This is a genomic window from Actinomadura sp. NPDC049382 (assembly GCF_040677125.1).
Lineage (GTDB): Bacteria > Actinomycetota > Actinomycetes > Streptosporangiales > Streptosporangiaceae > Spirillospora > Spirillospora geliboluensis.
This window is the reverse complement of the sequence record NZ_JBFARO010000005.1, coordinates 66,216-86,939: the sequence shown is the minus strand read 5'-3', so window position 1 is coordinate 86,939 and position 20,724 is coordinate 66,216. Positions and strand designations below refer to the sequence as shown.

The 20,724-nt window shown below is 72.7% G+C and carries 18 protein-coding genes; 8 read left to right on the top strand and 10 right to left on the bottom strand.

The window, feature by feature from the left end:
- Window positions 1-27: 27 nt before the first annotated feature.
- Together AB0K34_RS05300 and AB0K34_RS05295 are read left to right on the top strand one after the other, a co-directional pair.
- The gene (locus tag AB0K34_RS05300; protein WP_364545784.1) at window positions 28-1,893 is read left to right on the top strand and encodes a hypothetical protein; all 1,866 of its coding nucleotides are present in this window, start codon (window positions 28-30) and stop codon (window positions 1,891-1,893) included.
- Between the two features lie 18 nt (window positions 1,894-1,911).
- A complete protein-coding gene (locus AB0K34_RS05295; protein ID WP_138641338.1) occupies window positions 1,912-2,271 on the top strand; it encodes a DUF5955 family protein in 360 nt (119 codons plus the stop codon).
- A gap of 15 nt (window positions 2,272-2,286) precedes the next feature.
- On the opposite strand, the gene AB0K34_RS05290 is transcribed toward AB0K34_RS05295, so the two are convergent.
- Window positions 2,287-3,261, bottom strand: coding sequence for a zinc ribbon domain-containing protein (locus tag AB0K34_RS05290; protein ID WP_171069432.1), 975 nt, complete (start codon window positions 3,259-3,261; stop codon window positions 2,287-2,289).
- A 111-nt stretch (window positions 3,262-3,372) separates the two neighbouring features.
- A complete protein-coding gene (locus AB0K34_RS05285) occupies window positions 3,373-5,019 on the bottom strand; it encodes a hypothetical protein (RefSeq protein ID WP_364545780.1) in 1,647 nt (548 codons plus the stop codon).
- 367 nt (window positions 5,020-5,386) lie between these two features.
- On the opposite strand from AB0K34_RS05285, the gene AB0K34_RS05280 reads away from it, so the two are divergent.
- The 3 genes from AB0K34_RS05280 to AB0K34_RS05270 all read left to right on the top strand — a co-directional run bounded on the left by AB0K34_RS05280 (window position 5,387) and on the right by AB0K34_RS05270 (window position 8,835).
- Window positions 5,387-6,637 carry a MurT ligase domain-containing protein gene (locus AB0K34_RS05280; protein WP_138640869.1) on the top strand — a complete coding sequence of 417 codons (1,251 nt, stop codon included), beginning with the start codon at window positions 5,387-5,389 and terminating at the stop codon, window positions 6,635-6,637.
- On the top strand, window positions 6,627-7,337 hold the full coding sequence (locus tag AB0K34_RS05275; RefSeq protein ID WP_138640870.1) for a glutamine amidotransferase: 711 nt from the start codon (window positions 6,627-6,629) through the stop codon (window positions 7,335-7,337). Before AB0K34_RS05280 ends, AB0K34_RS05275 begins: the two co-directional genes overlap by 11 nt.
- 79 nt (window positions 7,338-7,416) lie before the next feature.
- Window positions 7,417-8,835 carry a metallophosphoesterase family protein gene (locus tag AB0K34_RS05270; protein WP_301177369.1) on the top strand — a complete coding sequence of 473 codons (1,419 nt, stop codon included), beginning with the start codon at window positions 7,417-7,419 and terminating at the stop codon, window positions 8,833-8,835.
- 16 nt (window positions 8,836-8,851) lie between these two features.
- Here AB0K34_RS05270 and AB0K34_RS05265 read toward each other — a convergent pair whose 3' ends face one another.
- Window positions 8,852-9,691 (bottom strand): SAM-dependent methyltransferase, encoded by an 840-nt coding sequence (locus AB0K34_RS05265; RefSeq protein WP_138640872.1) that lies wholly within the window; start codon window positions 9,689-9,691, stop codon window positions 8,852-8,854.
- An 84-nt stretch (window positions 9,692-9,775) separates the two neighbouring features.
- Here AB0K34_RS05265 and AB0K34_RS05260 point away from each other — a divergent pair, with 84 nt between their 5' ends.
- A complete protein-coding gene (locus AB0K34_RS05260; RefSeq protein ID WP_364545776.1) occupies window positions 9,776-11,104 on the top strand; it encodes a cytochrome P450 in 1,329 nt (442 codons plus the stop codon).
- 311 nt (window positions 11,105-11,415) lie between these two features.
- On the top strand, window positions 11,416-12,258 hold the full coding sequence (locus AB0K34_RS05255) for an NAD(P)H-binding protein (protein ID WP_364545773.1): 843 nt from the start codon (window positions 11,416-11,418) through the stop codon (window positions 12,256-12,258).
- A 60-nt stretch (window positions 12,259-12,318) separates the two neighbouring features.
- Here the strand turns inward: AB0K34_RS05255 and AB0K34_RS05250 are convergent, their stop codons facing one another.
- The 5 genes from AB0K34_RS05250 to AB0K34_RS05230 form a co-directional block, all read right to left on the bottom strand.
- On the bottom strand, window positions 12,319-13,341 hold the full coding sequence (locus tag AB0K34_RS05250; protein WP_138640875.1) for a glycoside hydrolase family 11 protein: 1,023 nt from the start codon (window positions 13,339-13,341) through the stop codon (window positions 12,319-12,321).
- A 326-nt stretch (window positions 13,342-13,667) separates the two neighbouring features.
- Window positions 13,668-15,029: a hypothetical protein gene (locus AB0K34_RS05245; protein WP_364545770.1), complete on the bottom strand. Its 1,362-nt coding sequence runs from the start codon at window positions 15,027-15,029 to the stop codon at window positions 13,668-13,670.
- Window positions 15,030-15,075: 46 nt separating this feature from the next.
- Window positions 15,076-16,317, bottom strand: coding sequence for a flavin-dependent oxidoreductase (locus tag AB0K34_RS05240; RefSeq protein ID WP_364545768.1), 1,242 nt, complete (start codon window positions 16,315-16,317; stop codon window positions 15,076-15,078).
- A gap of 99 nt (window positions 16,318-16,416) precedes the next feature.
- Entirely contained in the window at window positions 16,417-16,707 is a 291-nt protein-coding gene (locus AB0K34_RS05235) for a hypothetical protein (RefSeq protein ID WP_301177365.1), read from the bottom strand.
- 156 nt (window positions 16,708-16,863) lie between these two features.
- Window positions 16,864-17,811, bottom strand: a complete 948-nt coding sequence (locus AB0K34_RS05230) for a YafY family protein (protein ID WP_138640129.1) — start codon at window positions 17,809-17,811, stop codon at window positions 16,864-16,866.
- Between the two features lie 97 nt (window positions 17,812-17,908).
- On the opposite strand from AB0K34_RS05230, the gene AB0K34_RS05225 reads away from it, so the two are divergent.
- On the top strand, window positions 17,909-18,457 hold the full coding sequence (locus AB0K34_RS05225) for a DinB family protein (RefSeq protein WP_364545765.1): 549 nt from the start codon (window positions 17,909-17,911) through the stop codon (window positions 18,455-18,457).
- A 21-nt stretch (window positions 18,458-18,478) separates the two neighbouring features.
- On the opposite strand, the gene AB0K34_RS05220 is transcribed toward AB0K34_RS05225, so the two are convergent.
- The gene (locus AB0K34_RS05220) at window positions 18,479-19,498 is read right to left on the bottom strand and encodes a TerC family protein (RefSeq protein ID WP_364545762.1); all 1,020 of its coding nucleotides are present in this window, start codon (window positions 19,496-19,498) and stop codon (window positions 18,479-18,481) included.
- A gap of 719 nt (window positions 19,499-20,217) precedes the next feature.
- Window positions 20,218-20,580: a DsrE family protein gene (locus tag AB0K34_RS05215; RefSeq protein WP_138640132.1), complete on the bottom strand. Its 363-nt coding sequence runs from the start codon at window positions 20,578-20,580 to the stop codon at window positions 20,218-20,220.
- Between the last annotated feature and the right edge of the window lie 144 nt (window positions 20,581-20,724).

The window sequence follows — 20,724 nt, the reverse complement described above, 5'->3', positions numbered from 1 at the left end:
CGGCATGATCCGGATAATTTCGTCCGCATGACCGTGGAGCAGGCGACCCCCGGCGCCGCGCCGCCGTTCTACCACGCGCAGCCCGGCGCGGAGACGTCCCGGCAGCCGATGCAGAACACCACCCGGTACCTGTGCGCCGCCGTCTACCTGGACCGGCGGATCGGGGACCGCGTCATCGCCGAGTTCCTGGACGACGAGAACCGCGCCGTCGTCCCGTCCTACGGGTTCGACGTGGAGCCGGTGGTGCTGCACGCGCTCCGGGCGCGCCGCTACCGGCTCGTCCGCGACCTGGTCCTCTGCGGGATCTGGCTGGCCGCGCTCGTCTTCCTGCAACTAGTCGCGGTCGGGTACTTCTTCGTCCTGCTGGTGCTGGCCGGCCTGGCGGCGGTCCCGTGGCGGCGGCTCCCCTGGGGGTGGCGGCTGGCCGGGGCGTGGCTCGGTTCCGGGGTCGTCATGTGGGCGGTGTTCGGCGTCCTGTTCGTCCTCGCGGGCGAGCGGTGGGCCGAGGACTCCGGGTTCAGCTCCTACGAACGGGAGCAGACCAAGGGGCCGCTTGAGCTCCTCCAGACGGACCTGCTCGTGCCGAGCCTGATCATCCTCACCCTCGTGCTGGCTCTGACGATCATCGGGCATCTCGCGGCCGTCTACGGGGTGCTGGCGCGCGACCTCGCGCCCGGCTCCACCGCCGCGCCGCCGCGCACGTTCAGCGAGCGCGCGACCCGGGTGCTCGCCCGCGTCCGGTCCGCGCAGCGCGGCAACGTGACGCTGCACTCGGGGACGAACCCGTTCATCGGCGCGGGCGACCTCACCTCGCCGTGGGCGCGGGCCTGGTCGATCGTCCTCGAACTGGACCGGCCCGCGACCGGCCCCGTCGACCTCACGAAGGGCGCCAAGGGCGAGGACGGCGCTCCGCCGCGCGTCGATCCGATGACCATGCACCTGCGGGTCCGGGAGCGGCTGCACGCCATGCGGGACGAGCGGCCGCCCGGCCGCGCGGGAGACGCCGAGCCGCTGCCGCCGAACGAGCGGATCACCGCGCTGCTCACCGGCATGCACATCGCCGGACGCGGGGAGAGCGTGCGGCGCACCCGTCCCGCCGACCCGACGAACGCGATCACGCTGCCGCCGCATCCGCTGATCGACCCGGCGAACGGCTGCCCGTTCTCGATGGCGACGCCGGAGGCCGCCGAGGCGCTCATCCGGCATCCGCAGTCGCACATCCGCTGCTTCCAGCGCGTCACCGTCGGCGCCCACGGGCAGGCGGTGCTCGGCCGGGACGGGCGGATCGTCGCCCCCGCCGAGGAGCAGGACATCTCCCTCACGGCCTTCGTGTACCTGGCCGTCGAGGGCCGGATGCTGTACGGGCACTTCGCGGCGACCGTGCTGCCGCCCGTCCGGCGCGAGTTCCGCGTCGTCGACCTGCTGCCCGCCTGGGGCACCGGGGGCCAGGTGCTGCGCGCCTTCGCCCGCGCGCGGCGCGGCATGCTGCGCGCGATGGTGCTGCCCGGCGTCCGGACGGTCGCGGCCTGCTGGGCGATGGCGCGCAGCCTGGTCGTGGCGACGCTCGCGCAGACGTCGGCGCAGCGGCTGGTGCACGACTACGGCGCGCGGGTCAGCGTCCGGGAGCTGTGCGCAGCCGACGCGTTCGACACCTACGTCCAGGAGATGGACGCCGACAAGTACACCCGGCTGATCGAGTGGCGCGTCAACGAGGCGCTGCTCGACTACCTGGGCGACGAGTGCGGCCTCGACGTGTCGGCCTACCGGGCGCAGGCCGGCGTCATCATGAACGAGGGCGTCATCATGACCGGCGGCACCGTCAACGGGCAGGTCGCCGCGGGCGGCCGCGTCGACCAGCGGCAGGGCGGCGGCGCCCGCCGCGGCAACCCCTGACCTTCCAGTGGAGGCGGCATGAGCGAGCACGGCGACCGGGGCATCAGGATCGGCGGCAACGCCAACGTGTCCGGGCAGGTCGCGTCGGGCGACAACGTCGCGCAGTACCAGCAGGCCGCACCGGCCGGGCGGGCGGCGGACGTCGCGGCCGCGCTCGACCGGCTCGAACGGCTGCTGGCGGCGCACGAGGCCGAACTCGCCGAGCCGGGACGGGCCCGCCGCGACCTCGCCGACGTCCGCGAGGAGGCCGGCTCCGGCGACCCCGACCCCGAGCGCATGGAGGGCGCTCTCGCCCGCCTCGGCCGCCGCGTCGCCGGGGTGGCGGTGCTCGCGGAGGCCGTCGGCGCGCTCGGCGCGGCCTTGGGCGTGGGTGGCTGACGCCCCTGAGCTGGGCTAGATGTCGCTCTCGGTGCGGGCGGGCAGCCCGGCCTGCTCGGCGATCGGCGTCCAGTAGCCGATGAACTCGCTCTTGGCGCTGCTCGCCCGCTGGTTGACGTCCGCGACCTCGCCGTCGGACGGGCAGCCGGGCGCGACGTCGAGGTAGCGCTGGTTCGACTCGGTCGACGCCTCCAGCGCGCGGATCAGCGCGTCCTTCATCTGGGTGCCGTTCTGCATCGCGCCGACCTCCAGCTCGCGGGCCTTCTCCAGCTGGCCGCGCCGCTCTTCGAGGATGCGCTGCAGGCCGCTCGTCGTGCAGCCCTCCTCGACGACCGTGCCGAGCGAGGAGCGGGTCGCGCCCATCGCCTCGAGCAACTCGTTCACGGCGCCGGCCTGCGCGTCGAGGTCGCCGGTGTCGCCCGTCTCGGACACGACGCCCTGCGTCGGCGGCGACGACTCCTGCGGTGCGGACTCCTGCACCGCGGCCGGCGGACGCTCCGGGCCGCTCGACCCGCTCGGCCAGAACACGATGGCGAGCGCCACGCCGAGGAGGACGACGGCTCCGGCCGCGCCCAGGAGGTACGGGAGCCTGCTCCGGCCCGGCGGCGGAGGCGGCTGCCAGATCGGCGGCTCCGCCCACGGCTCGGGGGACAGCTGGGTCGAGTGCTCGTCCGACGGCGGCATCGGGGTCGTGAAGTCGCCCGCGGGCTCCCACGGGGTGGGGCTCTGCCCGGCCCACGGCGGCGGCACCGGGTCGCGGGGGACGGGCACCTCGCCGAACGGGTCGCCGCCGGACGGCTGCCCGAACCCGCCGGACGGCTGCCCGAACCCGCCGGGGGGCTGGCCGAACCCGCCGGGCGGCTGACCGAAGGGGTCGCGGGCCGTGGCGTCGCCGACCGTCGCGTCGTCGTCCGGCGGCAGGGGCGCGTTGCAGCGCATGCACGTCGGGGACGACGACGTGGTGTCGGTCCCGCAGTTCGGACACCGCATGACGGCTCCCTGCCCCCGTGAAAACGATCGGTCACAAGATAACGCGGGACCACCGGGCCGGGGCGGTTCGTCCCCGTTCGAGACCCGGCCGTAACCGGCCGTCACCGATCGTTACACGCGCCTCCAGCTGCGCTGCGGCTGGCCCGTCTTCTTCGCCACCGGGTTCCACAGGACGACGAACTTCTTCTTCGCCGAGGTCGCGCGCCGCTCCTGCGCCGCCCGGCCGGGCACCTGCGCCGCGCTCGGCTTCGGCTTGCCGCGGCACTTGCTCTGGTTCGCCTGCGCCCACCTCAGCAGGACCAGGTCGACCTGGAGGGAGGCGTCCAGCGCCTCCGACAGCGAGCCGCGCAGCCGCTCCCCGTTCGCCAGCTTGTCGACCTTGAGGGCCTTGGTGCGGCCGAGCTGGTCCTGGCGGCGCTGCGCGACCTGCTGGAACCCCTGGATCGCCTGCGGCAGCGTCTTGCACTTGCCGGCCCGGCCGAGCGCCCCGGCGAGGACCCGCCGGGTGGCGACGCTGTCGTCCAGGATCCCGTTCAGTACCGCGGCCTGCTGCTTCGTCTCGGGCGGGATCGTGTTCTTCTGCGCGACCTGCTGGCTGGACGGCGTCGCGGTCGGCGACGTGCTGGCGGACGAGTCGTCACCGGACGGCCATACGACGAACACCACGGCCCCGGCCGCGACCGTGACGAGCGCGGCGACGGCGGCGATGAGCGGCTTGCTCGTCCCGCCGGCCTTCGAGCCGCCCGGGTGCTGGGGCGGGTAGCCGCCGTACTCGGGACCGCCGGGCCCCATCCCGCCCATGGGGGCCATCCCGCCCATGGGCGCCATTCCGGGCTGGCCCATGCCGGGCTGGCCCATCGCGCCCATCTGGCCCATGGCGCCCATCTGGCCCATCGGCGGGGCTCCCATGGGGGCGCCCATGGGAGCGCCGGGGTCCATCCGGGTCTGGTCGAAGTCCCCGCCTCCGAACCCGCCCTGGAAGCCGGGGTTCATGGGCGCGGGCTGCATCGGACCGGGGGCGAGTTGCGTGGCATCCGGGTCCGGGAGGGCGGGCGGCTGCGCGGCGCCGGCCTGCCCGCCCCATACCTGGGTGGCGTCCGCGTCCGGCTCCTGGGGCTTGCGCGGCTGCGCGAACCACGAGTCCGGGACGATCGACTCGGTCGGCTCGGGCGCGTCGGCGAGGCCGAACGGGTTGGAGCCCCCGGCGGCGGGCAGCGCCGGCCTCTCGTTCGCGGGCAGCGCGGGCTGTGCGGACTGCGCCCCGGTGCCCCAGGCGGGCGGCGGCGGGACGGTGCCGTAGGAGCCCGAGTCGTCCTCGTCCGGGTTGAACGTCCAGGCCGCGGTGTCCTCGGGGTCGGCGGGGTCGGCGGCGGGCGGGGCCGCGGCCCGCGGCGGCTCGGGGGCCGTGGCCTGCGGCGACCCGGCGTGCAGACCGGCGTGCGGGGAGCCCGCCGGAGGCGTCGCGGCGTACGGCGAACCGGCCTGCGGCGTCGGGGACGGCGGCATCGCGCCCGGCGGGGCGGAGAAGTCCGGCAGTGCGGGCGGTTGCGGCTCCGGGGCCCAGGACGGCGTGGGCGGCGGCACCATCATCGTCCGGTCGCCGAGCCCGTCGGCGGCGCCGGCCCCGGGGGCCTGGTCCGCGACGGGCGCCGCGAGCGGGACCGCGGGCCCGACCGAGTACACGTCGATCGGCGCCGCGCAGTGCGAACACTTGCCGAGCGTCCCGGGCGTGTCATTGCCGCACGTCGGACACTGCATCGCTCAGACCTCGCATTATCGCCGCTTTGCCACGCTAGCGGTCCTGGCCCGCCGGCCGGGACGGGCACCGCCTCCCCGCGAAACCAGCAGGGCTCCCGACAAAAGTAGTGGGTGCCGCCGTTCTCGGATGCGTGGACGGAAATCTGGCACACCGCAGTCGGAGGTCGCACCGAATCACGACATGTCAGGTCTGGTCAACAATGCCCCGGTTGGTTTACACCATCGCGTGTGATGATGCTCACATTGTGCACGCTCTCGCCGGGGGACGCCCGCGAACCCGCCGGTACGCCCCCAACGCGCCCGGACCGGTGCGTCCAGCGGCTAGGCTCGGAACGGTTTTCCGGCGCATCCAGAGAAGACGGAGTCCATGAGCGATCTTCCGCTGCGTTCGCAGCTGGCCGTCGCGCTCGGTCGTACGGCCGCCAAGATGTCCCGAATGGCGGGCCGCGGGGACGGCTCGGTGATCGGCGGACGGGTCGGCCTCCGCCTCGACCCCGAGCTGCTGACCAGGCTCGCGAAGGACCGCAAGCTCGTCCTCGTCAGCGCCACCAACGGCAAGACGACGACGACCCGGCTGATCACCTCGGCGATGACGCCGCTCGGGGAGGTCGCCACGAACGCGTTCGGCGCGAACATGCCGACGGGCCACGTGTCCGCGCTCGCGTCCGCGCCGTCCGCCCGCTACGGCGTGCTGGAGTGCGACGAGAAGTACGTCCCGATGGTCCTGAAGGAGACCGGGGCGAACCTCGTCGCGCTGATGAACCTGAGCCGCGACCAGATGGACCGGGCCGCCGAGATCTGGCTGCTGGCGGGCAAGTGGCGCCGCGCGCTGGAGGCGTCCCCGACCAGCCATGTCATCGCCAACTGCGACGACCCGCTCGTCACCTGGGGCGCGGCCACCGCCAAGAGCGTGACGTGGGTCGCCGCCGGCCAGCACTGGCGCGAGGACTCCTGGTGCTGCCCCGAGTGCGGCGGCCCCCTCGACCGGCAGGACACCGACGAGGACAGCGACTGGGCCTGCCGCCAGTGCCACTTCCGCCGCCCCCGCCCCGACTGGGCGCTGCGCGGCGACACCGTCACCGGGCCCGACGGCCGGGCGTTCTCGCTCGCCGGGCTGTCGCTGCCGGGCCGCGCGAACCGCTCGAACGCGCTGATCGCGCTCGCGGTCGTCGCCCAGTTCGGCGTCCCGCCCGAGCAGGCCCTCCCGCTGCTGTCGCAGGTCACCTCCGTCGCCGGCCGGTACACGACGGTCGAGCACGAGGGCCGGTCGATCCGGCTGCTGCTGTCGAAGAACCCGGCGGGCTGGCTGGAGGCGTTCGACGTGCTGCAGCCCGCGCCCGGCCCGGTCGCCCTGTCGATCAACGCGCAGGGGCCGGACGGCCGCGACACGTCCTGGCTGTGGGACGTCGACTACCGCATCCTGCGCGGCCGCCCCGTGTGGGTCACCGGCGAGCGCCGCATCGACCTCGCCGCCCGGCTGGAGGCGGCCGACGTGACGTTCACCGTGGTGGACGACATCGACCAGGCGGTCATGGCGGTCCCGCCCGGGCACCTCGACGTGATCGCCAACTACACCGCCTTCCAGAGCATCCGAACGAGGTACGGCCGTGTCGTCTGACCGCATAAAGATCGTCTGGATCTACCCGGACCTGCTCAGCACCTACGGCGACCAGGGCAACACGATCGTCCTGGAGCGGCGCGCGGCGCTGCGCGGCATCCCGACCGAGACCGTGAGCCTGCGCTCGGACGAGCCGGTCCCCGCCGACGGCGACATCTACCTGCTCGGCGGCGGCGAGGACCGCCCGCAGATCCTCGCGGCGCACCGGCTGCGCGGCGACGGCGGCCTCGCGCGCGCCGTCCAGTCCGGCGCGGTGGTCTTCGCCGTCTGCGCCGGCTACCAGCTGCTCGGCCACGAGTTCGGCGGCGAGGAGGGGCAGCCCGTGCCCGGCCTCGGCCTGCTCGACATCCGCTCCGGGCGCGGCGAGCAGCGCGCCGTCGGCGAGATCGTCGGAGACGTGGCGGCCGAGCTGAACGTCCCGCGCATCACCGGCTTCGAGAACCACCAGGGCGTCACGCACCTCGGCCCGAACGCGCAGCCGTTCGCGAAGGTCGTGCACGGCATCGGCAACGGCGACGGCTTCGAGGGCGCCTACAGCGGGCGCGTCCTCGGCACCTACATGCACGGGCCGGCGCTCGTCCGCAACCCGGGCCTCGCCGACCTGCTGCTGCGCTGGGCGGTCGGCCGCGAGCTGCAGCCGCTGGACGACTCCTGGGCGGGCCGCCTCCGCGAGGAGCGCCTGCGCGCCGTCGTCGGCTGACCCTGCCGAGAGCAGATCGGCCGGTTCCGGGCGGTTTTGGGTCTGGTTGGACGGCGGCACCGGTGCCACCGTAGCGATCATGATCTGCTGCCGCCCGAGCCGCCGGGCCCTGCTCCGCTGGAGCGCCATCGCCGCGGGCGCGTCGCTGCTGCCCGGCACCGCGCGGGCGGACGGCGGCGCCGTCCGGCCGGTGAACCTCGAACTGGTCACCGTCACCGAGACGACGGCCGTCCTCACCTGGTACACCGGCGTCCCCGGAACGGACGACGGCCTGGGGCGCATGCGGCCCGCGCCGTCCGACGCGGAGGTGCTCTACGGGACGGACCCGTCCCGCCTGACGTCCGTCGCCCACGGCCCTTCAGGCACGCCCTACCACTATGTGGAACTGACCGGTCTCGAACCGGGACGCACGTACTACTACAAGGCGCGCTCGGCCGGGCAGGACGCGGCGCCGACCTGGCTGGCCTTCGGTACGGCGGCGGGCAGCCCGCAGGGCGACGTGTTCGCGTTCACGACGCCGCAGCCGCCGCCCGGCCGCCACCTCTTCTCCATCGCCCTCTGCAACGACCTGCACCTGGGCGAGACGGTCGCGGGTCTCGTCGGACAGCTCCCGTGGATCAAGGGCATCGAGCAGGTGCCGGGCCATCCGCCCTACCCAGAGGTCATGGCGAAGGCCCTGATCGAGGACGCCCGCAGCCGGGGCGCGTCCTACCTCCTGGCCGCCGGGGACGTCTCCAGCGAAGCGGCCCCCGCCGACCTGCAGAGTGCCAAGAGCATCCTCGACACGTTCGGCACCCTCGGCGGCGACTACCTGGTGGCGCGCGGAAACCACGACCGCGCGCACGCGGGGGAGCCCTACGGCCCCTGCACGCCCGGTTCGTGGCAGGGGAACGACTGCTTCAAGGACGCCTTCTTCCCGTCCGGCCGGACGTACTTCTCGCACGACCTGCGCGGCCTGCGCGTCATCGGCCTCGACACCTACGACAAGCCGGGCGACGGCGGCGACTCCGGCGGGCTCTCCACCGACCAGCGGGCCTGGCTCGAGGCGGAGCTCGCGAAGGAGCCGGACCGGCCGACCCTCGTCTTCGGACACCACCCGCTCTTCACCGAGAACGACCCGCTCGCCATCACCGGCGCCCATTCGCTGGACGCGGGCCAGTCCCTGCGCATCCTGACGGCCTACAACCGCACTCCCGGCGTCTTCCTGCACCATGCCGGGCACACGCACCGCAACCAGCGCTCGACGTTCCCTCTCGCCCCACGGGTCGTCCAGCAGGAGGTGGGGGCCGTGAAGGAGTACCCGGGCGGTTTCACGCTCCTCCGCGTCCACACCGGCGGTTATGCGCTCAACTTCTACAAGACGCGCGGCGACGAGGCGCGGGCCTGGAGCGAACGCAGCCGCCAGGAACTGTCCGGCCAGTGGCCACAGCTCTCCCTGGGGAACCGTCCGGCCGACCGCAACACCGTCGTCACGCGGGACTTCTCCGGCCTCGGCTAGCGGGCCCTGGCCGCGGCTAGTCGACCTTGCGGGCGACGCCCGCGTAGCACCACTGGCGCTCGGCGCCGGGCGGGACGGTCGCGCGCGGGTCGGGGCGCCACAGCGACAGCGTGGTGAGGCCCGGTTCCACCAGGTCGAACCCCTCGAACAGCCGCATCACGTGGTCGCGGCTGCGCAGGGTGATCTGGTAGGTGGCCTTCTCGTACACCGCGCCCGCCTCCCGGACGCGGCTGTCGGCGTCGAAGTCGGCGGTCACGTGCGACACCGCGAGGTAGCTGCCGGGGGCCATGGCGGAGCGGAGCCGCGCCACGATGCCGGGCGGGTCGGCCTCGTCGCCGATGAAGTGCAGCACCGCCAGCATCAGCACCGCGACCGGCCGGTCGAAGTCGATGAGGTCGTTCAGCTCGCGGTCGGCCAGGATGTCGCCGGGGCGCCGGGCGTCGCCCTGGATGACGGTCACCTCCGGCGTGCCGGCCAGCAGCGCCCGCCCGTGCGCGAGGACGACCGGCTCGATGTCGACGTACACGACACGCGCGTCCGGGGCGACCTGGTGCGCGATCTCGTGGACGTTGCCCTGCGTCGGCAGCCCGGAGCCGATGTCGATGAACTGCCGGATCCCGGACTCGGCCAGGAAGCGCACCGCGCGGCGCAGGAAGGCGCGGTTCTCCCGTGCGAGGAACGGGGTGTCCGGCGCGTGCCGGACGACCTCCTCCACGGCCTCCCGGTCGGCGGCGTAGTTGTCCTTGCCGCCGAGCAGGTAGTCGTACATCCGCGGGACGTTCGGCGTCGTCGGATCGACGGTGTCCAGTGTCTTCTCCCCCGTTCTGCCGGAGCCGGACGATTTTCTGCCCGGCATATCGCGAACTATGCACGAACATGTAAGCATTGTGATCAACTCCGTAACAACCGAATCGACCATCCTGACGGCGGGAGAGCGCAAATGCGACGCGACGGAGGCATCCCCTCGCAGATCCCCGGACCGGCCGCGGAAAATGACGGCGCCGCAGCCATCGCGGCGGCCGGCGGGCTGCACAACTACCAGTTGGAACTGCACGCCGAGTACGGGCCGGTGGTGCGGTTCCCGCTGCCCGGCGCGGACGTGGCGGTGTCGGTCGCCGACCCCGTCCTGCTGGAGGCCACCGCGAAGATCGACAAGCGGCCGGAGAAGCTGTTCGAGTTCCTCGCGCCGCTGCAGGAGGCGGGCAACCTGCAGACGATCCCCGCCGAGGAGCACGGCCCGTGGCGGCGGACGATGCTGTCGGTGCTGGCCGGGCGGCCGTCTCACGAGGCGCACTTCGCGCAGTTCACCGCGCTGGCGACCGAGCTCGCCGACCGCTGGGCGGCCGCGGCGGGGCCGGTCGTCCTGCAGCGGGACCTGAGCGCGCTGTCGCTGCGCATGATCTGCCGCTACGCCCTCGGCAGCGGCCTGGACGACGAGGCGTCCGCGGGCCGCGTGGTGGAGGCGTTCGAGACCGTCCTCACCGAGTACATGGGGTCGCCGGGCCCGGCGAGCGCGCAGGCCGAGGAGGCGCTGGCCTTCCTGCGCGGGACCGTCGACGAGGTCCTCGCCGCCCACCGCGAGCGCGGCACCGGCGAGGCCGAGCGCAGCGACCTGATCGCGGCGCTGGCGGCGTCCGGCGAGTCGCCCGCGCGGATCCGCGACACGGTGCTGATGACGATGCTCGCCGCCCACCACACCACCGGCGTCGCGATCTCCTGGACGCTGTACCTGCTGGCGCAGCACCCCGATGTGGCCAAGCGCGTCGCCGACGAGGTGGACGGCGTCCTCGGCGACCGGGCCGCGCCCGACTACGCCGACCTGAAGGCGCTCACCCAGCTGGACATGGCCCTCAAGGAGGCGATGCGCCTCTACCCGCCGGGGCCCTACGGCGCGCGGGAGGCCACCGAGGACGTCGTCCTCGGCGAGTACACGGTGCCCGCCGGGACGACGATCTTCTATCCGTTCTGGGCCGTCCACATGAACCCCGAGTACTGGCCGGACCCGCAGGTCTACGACCCGGAGCGGTTCACCCCGGAGGCGTCCGCAGGGCGTCCGCGGCTCGCCTACATCCCGTTCGGGCTCGGCCCGCGCAGCTGCGAGGGCTCGACGCTGGCGATGGTGGAGGCCGAACTCGTCCTGGCCGTCCTGCTGAAGCGGTTCCAGTTCGAGCTCGCCCCAGGTCAGACGGTCACGCCCATCGAGCGCTTCGTGCTGTGGGCGGCCGACGACATCAAGATGAACCTGACCCCGCGCGAAACGGCGATGTGACCGGCGCCATATTGAATGATCAACCAATTCCGCTCGGGTCGGTAATTGACGTGGTCGGCCATTCGAACCGGTTCAACCGGCGACTTTCCGGCCCCCCGTAAACGGTGGACCCGAGTGACCGGTCACAGCCCGGCATTCGGCCCTCTTCCGGACGGCCGAATGCCGGGAAGGCCGCCGCCGCACCCGCGCCGCCCGCCGCCGATCGTCTCCTCCGGGGTAGTCGCTTTCTCCTAGGTACCTACTATCCAGGGGCTGTTAGCGTCCCCGTCGTCGCGCAAGAGACGCGGCATCGAGGAGACGGGGAGTCGAACATGATCGTGGTGACGGGTGCGACCGGGAACGTCGGACGGCCGCTGGTGCGGGCCCTCGCGGAGGCGGGGGAGCGGGTGACGGCGGTGTCGCGCGGCACGCCGGCGGATCTGCCGGACGGGGCCGCGCACGTGCGCGCCGACCTGTCCCGGCCGGAGACGCTGCGGCCCGCGTTCGACGGTGCCGAGACCCTGTTCCTGCACGACGGCGGCGCCGGCGGCCAGGGCCTCGGCTCGGGGGCCGTCCTGGACGCGGCCCGGGACGCCGGCGTGCGGCGCGTCGTCCTGCTCTCGTCGCAGGGCGTGGCGACCCGGCCGGAGTCGCCCTCGCACGGAGGCGTCATGGCGGCGCGCGAGGAGGCGGTGCGCGGGTCGGGCCTCGCCTGGACGATCCTGCGGCCCGGCGCCTTCGCGTCCAACGCCTGCGGCTGGGCGGAGTCGGTGCGCGCCGAGCGGACCGTCGCCGCGCCGTTCGGCGACGTCGGCATCCCGGTGATCGACCCGGCGGACATCGCGGCGGTCGCGGCCGCCGCCCTGCGCAAGGACGAGCACGCGGGCCGGGTCTACGAGCTGAACGGGCCGGCCGCCGTCACGCCCCGGCAGCAGGCCGCGGCGATCGGCGCGGCCCTCGGCGAGCCGGTCCGGTTCGTGGAGCTGACCCGGGCGCAGGCGCACGAGCGGATGTCGGCGTTCATGCCGGAGCCGGTCGTCGAGACGACGCTGCGGGTCCTCGGCGACCCGAGGCCCGCCGAACTGCGGCTGAGCCCCGACGTCGAGCGCGTCCTCGGCCGGGCGCCCCGCACCTTCGCCGAGTGGGCCCGCGCCAACGTCGCCGCCTTCAGGTAGGGGACGGTGTGGCGCGGCGACCGGAGGCCGGGTCGCCGCGCCACAAGAGCGGTGTTCTGTTCAGGCGCTGCAGGAGACCGTCGGCCACGTCCACGTGCCGTTGGACTGGATGGTCACGCCGAAGTTGTTGCCGTTGCCGTTCGGCCGCGCCGTCATGACCTGGCCGCTGGAGTCCCAGCTCGCGGCGGTGTTCCAGGTCGCGATGATCTTCTCGGGGGACGGGACGTTCATCGTCACGGTCCAGTTGCTGGACCCGGACACCGAGACGTTGAGGTTGTACCGGTCGCTCCACTGCTGCCCGGCCGACAGGGTCGCGGTGCAGCCGCCGGTGCCGCCCCCGCCGCCCCCGCCGTCTCCGCCGCCGGTGCCGCCGACCGTGATGTTGGAGCTGCCGCTGCTCTGGTAACCCTCGGTCGCGAGGATCATGTAGTAGTTGAAGCTGCCCAGGGACATGCCCTTGCTCGCCCAGGCGTCGAAGTGGTTGCCGGTCGTGATGGTCCCGCCGGTCCGCTTCGACTGCCGGACGCTCCAGTACTGCTGGAAGGTCTTCGTGCCCTCGACCGACGGCGCGTTGTACCGCGTCGTCTGGTAGATGTCGTAGGTGCCGCCGTCGCTGGTGACGGTGCCCTTGTACGTCCCGGTGGGCCGGTAGGTGCCCCAGTTGTCGACGATGTAGTACTCGACGAGCGGGTTGGACGTCCAGCCGTAGAGGGCCAGGTAGGCGTTGCCGGACGGGTTGAAGCTGCCCGAGTAGCTCACGCTCCTGCGGCCGCCGTTGCTCCATCCCTTGCCGGCGACGAAGTTGCCGACGTTGCTCCAGTTCATGCGGTAGTTGCCGCCGGAGCCGAGGGTCATGGACGTGGACCCGCCGCCGTCCGTCCAGAAGGAGTAGTAGTAGCCGTTGTTCGTGCCGGTCTGGTTCGTGGTGATGGTCGTGTCGGCGCTGGCGGTGCCGGGCAGGAGCGCCGTGGCCGCCGCCAGCGCCACGGCGCAGGCGCCGATGAGGGGCCTGGTGCGGATGAGGGACGCGGGGCGGCGTCTGCGGGGGAGCCGGGTGGTGTCGCTGATGGGCGCGCTCTTCATGGGGGTGGGTCCTTACTCGTGGACGCGGGCGGGGGCGGCCTCCGTCGATGGCGCCAGTGTTCGTTCGCCCCCTGCGGCATGTCAACAGTTTCGGAAACCTTTCGAAGAAGCCGGTTCCGTTCAGCCCGCCTTTCGCCTGGTCAGCGGATGCCGTCCCGACGAAAGTCCAAATTCCTGGACAGGGCAAACAGAATTGCGATCATCGTCGAGTCATCCGTTCCCGAAACTTTCTGCTCGACAGCTCCAGATTTCGAGCCCCTCGCGGAGACGGTCTCGCGGCCTTGAACTCACCCTGGGACGACCTGGAAGCTAACGCCCGCTCAGAGTCATTCCTTCGAGGGGGCGGTCGGCTGGTCCGGGGTGGTCTGGATGGTCCAGTCGCCTTCCTCCGCCATGACCTGAAGGATGCTTCCCTCCTTCAGGAGGAGGGTCGTTTCGAAGGTCGTGGACGTGGGGTCTCCGAACTCGTCTTTGCTGATCAGCGTCGTCCGGTGCGTGAAGTCGGGCCCGAGGAGGACCACGTCGAAGTCGCCGTCGCCGGAGTGCCGCACCGTGACCCGCGACGTCCCGCCGGTGAAGCGGATCGGTTCGCAGCCTGAGCCTTCGATCTCGGTGGCGAAGCTTCGCAGCTCTTCGCCGGTCGCGGGCCGGACGTCGAGAGTCCAAGGGGAGGAGGTCTGAAAACGCAGGAGGGTCGGGCCTGCCAGCGTGAACGTGGGCCGGTGGCCGATGGCGGCGGTTCGCAGGTGCCTGAAGCCGCTCCCCAGTTCGCTCACCAGGCCGCCGTCCTCGTCCGAATGGGACAGCTCGGCCACGCCCGGACCGCCGGTGTAGAGGACGACGTCGTCCCCCGATCCCTGCGCCCGTGACTCGAACCGGGGCACTCCCGCGCGGTCCAGGAAGGAGAGGGTCCATTCCGCGTCGGACGCGATCCGGATGTACCGGTACTCGTGCAGCCACCTGTGGTGGAACAAGCCCCGGACGACTCCGTCGCCGGTGACCGTGCTCTGGGGCCGGTCCGGCGAGATCTTCCAGCGGCGCATGCCGAATCTGGTCGTGCCCTGCCCGTGGCCCTTCAGCTCGAAGACCGTCTGGGCGGGCAGGTCGGCGGGGATGCGGAGGAGCTTGCCGCCCCTGCCGCGGAACACGTGGAGCGGCGGGCGAGGTCCGCCTCTCGCCGCGATGTCGGCGATGGACGCCTCCTCGGACGACGGAGCCGCGAGCTCGTCGGCGTCGGTCACGGGTTCGCCCAGCCACTGGAGCTCAAGCTCGCGGAGCGCCTGGTAGCCGCGTTCGAGATCATGCTGGACGCGTTCCGCGCGGCCTTCGACCGGCACCTCGGCGGCGGCGCGGTGGGCGTCCAGGGCCTCCTCGTGGAGCCGCGCCATCTCCGGGGTCACGCCGTCCGCGCCGGGGTCGAAGGCGAGGCGGTCGAGCGCCGCGCCCAGCCGCACGACCTCGGCGGACACGATCTCCTCGATGCCCTTCCTGGTGCGCCTGCCCTCCAGGGCGATCGCCGCCGACGCCGGGCCGACCCCGGCCAGCAGGAGGACCGCCACCAGGACGGCGACGGCCGTGCCGGGGAGGGCCCCGACGTGACCGGCGATCCCGCACACCGCGCCGAGCAGCAGCGAGACGGCGATGATCGCCTCCGCCCTGCCGGCCAACCGATCGACCAGGACCCGCACGGCGCCCCCTCCACGATCACCGCATCGTCGCCGTTAGGACGCGGTGTCACCCCGTCCGGTTCACCTGGTCCCGGGTGGCGCCGGAGAGCCGGGCGTAGCCGGTGACGATCGCCTCCAGCTCCGCCGGGTCGATGACGTCCGCGAGGCGGGCGAAGCCGTCGGGGGCGCGGCGCTCGACCTCGTCGATCACGTTCTCCGGGCCGCCCTCGCGGTTGCGGAGGACGACCTCGCGGGTGACGGGCAGGCGTTCGTCCTGGTAGGCGCGCAGGGCCGCGGCGGGGTCGCCGGGGCGGCCGGCCAGGTGGCCGGCGAGGCTGGTGGCGTCCATGATCGCCTGGCCGGCGCCGTTGGAGCCCATCGGGTACATCGGGTGGGCCGCGTCGCCGAGCAGCGTCACGCGCCCGCGCGTCCAGTGGGGGAGCGGGTCGCGGTCGCACATGGGGAACTCAAAGCACTCCGGGGCCGACCCGATGAGGGCGGCGTGGTCGAGGAGCGGGGCGCGGAAGCGGGCGGCGAGCGCGCCGAGGGCCGAGGTGGCGGCGCGGCGGGACCAGTCCTGGCGCTGCGGCGCCGGGTCGCCGGGCCGGCCGGTGCGCTCGCAGATCGCCCAGTTGGTGAGTTTCGTCCCCGGACGCCGGCCCGGCCCGATGGGATAGAGGACGAGTTTGGCCTCGGTGCCGCCCGCGATGACCATGGTGCGTCCGGAGCCGAATTCCGGCCATTCGGCGGCCCCGCGCCACATCATCACGCCATTCCAGAGCGGCGAGCCCTCGTCGGGGAAGAGGATCGCCCGGACGGTCGAGTGGATTCCGTCCGCGGCCACCAGCACATCGCCGTGCGCCGTCGTTTCACCGTCGCGGGTCGTGAAATGGGCGGTGACGCCGTTCTCGTCCTGCTCGAAATCGACCAGCCGATGCCCCGTCCGGACCGCGTCGCCGCCGAGCCGCTCGCAGACGGCCCGGTAAAGCTCGCCTTGGAGGTGCCCTCGATGCAGGCTGATCTGCGGGTAGTCGAATCCGGCCCTCCGTCCGCAGCTCCGGCGCATGATCTCCTGGCCCAGCCGGTGGGTGTAGACCAGCTCGTCGGGCGGGTTCCCCACGGCTTCCAGCCGTTCCAGAAGCCCCAGTTCGGCGAGCTGCTTCACCGCGTTCGGCAGCATGTTGACGCCGACGCCCAGCTCGCGGATCTGCTCGCTCTGCTCGTGGACGACGCAGTCGATCCCTTTATGGTGGAGCCTTAAAGCCGTGACAAGCCCGCCGATTCCGGCACCAACGATGACGACGCGCATCCCAGCTCCCCCGGGGATTCTCGGTGAGTTTCCCCTTGTGAGCCTGCCATCCCGGAGGCGTCACCGAAAGGCGTCCGGACGACTTATGCGGGCGGGAAATCACTGGAGGGAGGCCAGGCCCTTCTGCAGTTCCTCCCTGTTCATCGCCGGCTGGACCTCGATCTTGGCGCCGAGTTCCTGGAACAGCGGCTCGGCGATCGTCGGCAGCGTCGAGCTGTCCTGCATGTCGAAGACCATGGTGCAGGAGCGCGAGCCCTCGCTGGCGCAGAAGTAGACGGCCTCCGGATCGAGCCGGTCGTACAGCGACTGGACGACCTCCGGCAGCCTGCCGTTCTTGATCGCCTCGTTCGAGCGCTCGGTGTCCATCACCGCTCGCAGCATGACGCGCATCGCCCCGCTCCCTCCTCGCGCCCGGGCCGGCCCGGTCCCTGGTCCGCGCTCGCTGGAGCCCGGTGCGTCCCTCCCAATCTCCTGCGCTCGACCTGCGCGGACAACCGTTTGGGCGTCTCGTCCGGGCACATTTGAGGGAGATTCCTGTGGGGCCCGTCAGGCGCGGGAGAAGCGGGCGCCCCAGGCGTGCAGCCGGGTGCGCAGCTCGGGCGGCTCCACGACGTGGATCTCGGCCTCGACCCTGCCCAGCGCGAGGATGGGCCACTCCAGGGAGTCGCCCGTCATGCGGACGCGGCACCGCTCCGCGTCCACCTCGTCGACCGTGCACCACTGGCCGATCAGCTCCCGGACGGCCGCGGCGGGGGCGTCCACCAGGACCTCGATCTTGTAGGGGCGCGGCATCTCCTTCAGGCCGCTGCGGACGAACTCGGCGGCGTCCGCGGCGGGCAGCTCGCGGGGCCGGAACCGGGCGCCGGCCGGCTCGGGGGCGCTCAGGCGGTCCAGCCGGAAGTTGCGCCAGTCGTGCCGGCCCAGGTCGTAGGCGACCAGGTACCAGCGGCGGCCCAGCCGGACGAGTCGGTGCGGCTCGGCCTCCCGGTCGGTCCCGGTCCCGTCGGCGGCGGTGTAGGAGAAGCGGAGGCGCTCGCAGTCCCGGCAGGCGAGCGCGATCACAGTGAGGACGGCCGGGTCGATGCCCTCCTCGGCGGAGCCGTCCCAGGTGGCGGGGACGGTCACCTGGCGCAGCGCGTCCACCTGGCGGCGCAGCCGCGCCGGCATCACCTGCGCCACCTTCGCCAGCACCCGCACCGACGCCTCGGCGATGCCCTCCACCCGCGTCGCCGCCTGCAGCCCCACGGCCAGCGCGACGGCCTCCTCGTCGTCGATCACCAGCGGGGGCAGGGCGGCCCCGGCGGCGAGCTGGTAGCCGCCGTCGACGCCGCGGGACGCCTCGACGGGGTAGCCCAGCTCGCGCAGCCGGTCGACGTCCCGGCGCAGGGTCCGGACGGAGACGCCGAGCCGCTCGGCGAGTTCCGCGCCCGGCCAGTACCGGTGGGTCTGCAGGAGGGACAGCAGCCGCAGGGTCCGGGAGCTCGTGTTCGCCATGTTTCCCAGTCTCCCGCAATTGCGGTCAGAAAGTGGCCGCAATTCTCCCTAGCGTGGTACTCACCGGAACGAACCAACGGAAGGCGGAGGCATGACCATGACCGAGCAGACCCCGACCCCGACCCCGACCACGACCCCGGCCACCGGCGAGCGCGCCGACCTGCTGGCGACGCTGGCCGGCGCCCGCCACTTCCTGCGCTTCACCGTCCGCGACCTCACCGACGAGCAGGCGGGCCTGCGGACGACCGCGAGCGAGCTGTGCCTCGGCGGCCTCATCAAGCACGTCACCTCGGTCGAGCGGAACTGGGCGTCCTTCATCGTGGAGGGCCCGTCCGCCATGGGCGACTTCACCGACATGACCGAGGAGGACTGGCAGCGGCGCGCGGACGAGTTCAAGATGCTGCCCGGCGACACGCTGCAGGGCGTCCTCGACGCCTACGAGGAGGCGGCCCGCCGCACCGACGAGCTCGTGGTGAGCCTGCCCGACCTGGACGCCGTCCAGCCGCTCCCGAAGGCCCCGTGGAACACCGAGACGCACTGGTCGGCCCGCCGCGTCCTCACCCACATCGCCGTCGAGACGGCCCAGCACGCCGGGCACGCCGACATCATCCGCGAGTCCCTCGACGGCGCGAAGAGCATGGGCTGAGCCCGCCCGCCCGGCAGGGGGTCAGCGGTGGGCGGGCTCCTCGTCGCGGGGCTTTTTCTCGCGCCGCTTGCGCAGGGAGCCCGCCTTGGCCTTCTCCTCCGGGTGGGCGTGGACGCGCACGAGGCTGGCGGCCGTCGTGAAGAGCAGGATCGCGAGGATCACGCCCAGCGACAGCGTGGTCGGCACCTTGGGGATGGACGCGTTGACGTCCTCGTGCAGGAACTGCAGGATCAGCTTCGCGCCGATGAACGCCAGGATCACCGACAGGCCGATCGACAGGTACACCAGCCGTTCCAGCAGGCCCTCGATGAGGAAGTAGAGGGCGCGCAGGCCGAGCAGCGCGAACGCGTTGGCGGAGAAGACGAGGAACGGGTCCTTGGTGACGCCGAACACGGCGGGGATGGAGTCCAGCGCGAACAGGACGTCGGTGCTGCCGATCGCGACGAAGACGATCAGCAGCGGCGTCATCACGCGCTGGCCGTTCTCGCGGGCGAGCATCCGCCCGCCGTGGAAGCTCTCGCTCACCGGCAGGATCTTGCGGGCGCGGCGGACGAGGAACGTGTCCTCCACGTCCGGCTCCTCGTTGCGGTGCCGGACGAGCTGCACCGCCGTCCAGATCAGGATCAGCCCGAAGATCAGGAAGGTGAAGGAGAACAGGCTGATCGCGGCGGCGCCGATCGCGATCAGGACGGCCCGCAGCAGCAGCGCGGCGGCGATCCCGAACAGCAGCGTCTTCTGCTGGTACTCGGGCGGCACCGCGAACCGGCCCATGATGATCACGAAGACGAAGAGGTTGTCGACCGACAGGCTCTTCTCGACGAGCCAGCCGGAGAAGTACTCGGTGCCGCCGGTCGGCCCGCCGAGCGCCCACACGGCGAGGCCGAACAGGATCGCGACGCCGATGTAGAACACCGACCAGAAGGTCGCCTCCTTGATGTGCACCGCGTGCGGCCGCCGGACGGCGACGAAGAAGTCGAGGACGAACAACCCGACGATCAGTCCGATCGTCGCGCCCCAGGCCCATAGCGGTACGTCGAGCATCCGGCCGGCCCCTCCTGAACGGGTGTCCGGTGACCTATATCCGTTCTGCGTCGCTTCTACCGCGCCCCAAGCGGCGCCCCAGGCGGACGAACCACTCAGGCGCATCTGAGTAGCTGCGCCGATGCGGTCGAACGCGCTGGAAGGCGAAGCTTCCGGACATGGACACCTCCCGCTGGCGCCCGCCCGCCCTCGCCGCGAAGGCGGCCCTGGCCGCCCTGCTCGCGCTCGCCGTCGCCTTCCCCGAATGGGACCGGTTCGCGGACAAGGCGATGGGCGTCCGCGTGGCCGCCTACCCCGCCGCCGTCATGCTCGTCACCCTCGTCTGGGCGCTGCGCGGCCGGGGCGGGCGCTTCCCGTGGGACGTGGACCTGCTCGTGACGCTCCCGTTCCTGGTGGACGTCGCCGGGAACGCCGCCGACCTCTACGACACCGTCGGCTGGTTCGACGACGCCTGCCACTTCGGGAACTGGGCGCTGCTGAGCGCCGCGGCGGGCGTGGCGCTGCGCCGCTGGGGCGGCCTCAAGCCGTGGGCGATGGCGCTGACCTGCTCGGGGGCCGGCGCCATCGCCGCGATCCTCTGGGAGTTCTTCGAGTACGGCGTCTTCATCCTCGACACCCCGGAGACCGTCACGATCTACCGCGACACGATCGGCGACCTCATGCTCGGCCTCACCGGCGCCACCCTCGCCGGCCTCGCCCTCGCGGTACGGGCCCGCGGCTCAGTAGACGAGGGCCTGGACGCCGTCGAGGGTGATCTCCTCGACGAACGTGGGGGCGCCCGCGATGCGGATGCCGGGCAGGACGTCGTCCGGGCCGATGTCGCGGCGGGCCGCGCACTGGGTGCACAGGGTGACGCGCCCGCTGGTGAGGACGACGGTGAGCAGGTCGTCCAGGCGGGTGGCGTGCGGCAGTGAGAACTCGGCGGCCCGCCCCGGCAGCGCGAACCACGCCGACTCCCCGGTGAGCCACAGCGAGACCGGGACCCCGCTGGCCGCGGCGGCCGCCGCCACCGTGAACGCCTGGTTGCAGCGCTCGGGGGCGTCCGCGCCCGCCGTCACCTTGATCACGAGTGGTCTCGCCATATCGGCACTCTAGTTCCGGACGGTGCCCGTAGCATCGGCGGTGTGGGTGGCATGGTGAACGCGGGGATCCTCGTCCTCGCCCTCGGGCTCATGGCGGTCGCCGCCGTCCTCCTCGTGATCCGGCTCGGCCGGCTGAAGTAGCGC

Coding starts and splice junctions, on each gene's coding strand:
- AB0K34_RS05300 (WP_364545784.1), top strand. CDS start 28: ATGACCGTGGAGCAGGCGACCCCCGGCGCCGCGCCGCCGTTCTACCAC.
- AB0K34_RS05295 (WP_138641338.1), top strand. CDS start 1,912: ATGAGCGAGCACGGCGACCGGGGCATCAGGATCGGCGGCAACGCCAAC.
- AB0K34_RS05290 (WP_171069432.1), bottom strand. CDS start 3,261: ATGCGGTGTCCGAACTGCGGGACCGACACCACGTCGTCGTCCCCGACG.
- AB0K34_RS05285 (WP_364545780.1), bottom strand. CDS start 5,019: ATGCAGTGTCCGACGTGCGGCAATGACACGCCCGGGACGCTCGGCAAG.
- AB0K34_RS05280 (WP_138640869.1), top strand. CDS start 5,387: ATGAGCGATCTTCCGCTGCGTTCGCAGCTGGCCGTCGCGCTCGGTCGT.
- AB0K34_RS05270 (WP_301177369.1), top strand. CDS start 7,417: ATGATCTGCTGCCGCCCGAGCCGCCGGGCCCTGCTCCGCTGGAGCGCC.
- AB0K34_RS05265 (WP_138640872.1), bottom strand. CDS start 9,691: ATGCCGGGCAGAAAATCGTCCGGCTCCGGCAGAACGGGGGAGAAGACA.
- AB0K34_RS05260 (WP_364545776.1), top strand. CDS start 9,776: ATGCGACGCGACGGAGGCATCCCCTCGCAGATCCCCGGACCGGCCGCG.
- AB0K34_RS05255 (WP_364545773.1), top strand. CDS start 11,416: ATGATCGTGGTGACGGGTGCGACCGGGAACGTCGGACGGCCGCTGGTG.
- AB0K34_RS05250 (WP_138640875.1), bottom strand. CDS start 13,341: ATGAAGAGCGCGCCCATCAGCGACACCACCCGGCTCCCCCGCAGACGC.
- AB0K34_RS05240 (WP_364545768.1), bottom strand. CDS start 16,317: ATGCGCGTCGTCATCGTTGGTGCCGGAATCGGCGGGCTTGTCACGGCT.
- AB0K34_RS05235 (WP_301177365.1), bottom strand. CDS start 16,707: ATGCGCGTCATGCTGCGAGCGGTGATGGACACCGAGCGCTCGAACGAG.
- AB0K34_RS05230 (WP_138640129.1), bottom strand. CDS start 17,811: ATGGCGAACACGAGCTCCCGGACCCTGCGGCTGCTGTCCCTCCTGCAG.
- AB0K34_RS05225 (WP_364545765.1), top strand. CDS start 17,909: ATGACCGAGCAGACCCCGACCCCGACCCCGACCACGACCCCGGCCACC.
- AB0K34_RS05220 (WP_364545762.1), bottom strand. CDS start 19,498: ATGCTCGACGTACCGCTATGGGCCTGGGGCGCGACGATCGGACTGATC.
- AB0K34_RS05215 (WP_138640132.1), bottom strand. CDS start 20,580: ATGGCGAGACCACTCGTGATCAAGGTGACGGCGGGCGCGGACGCCCCC.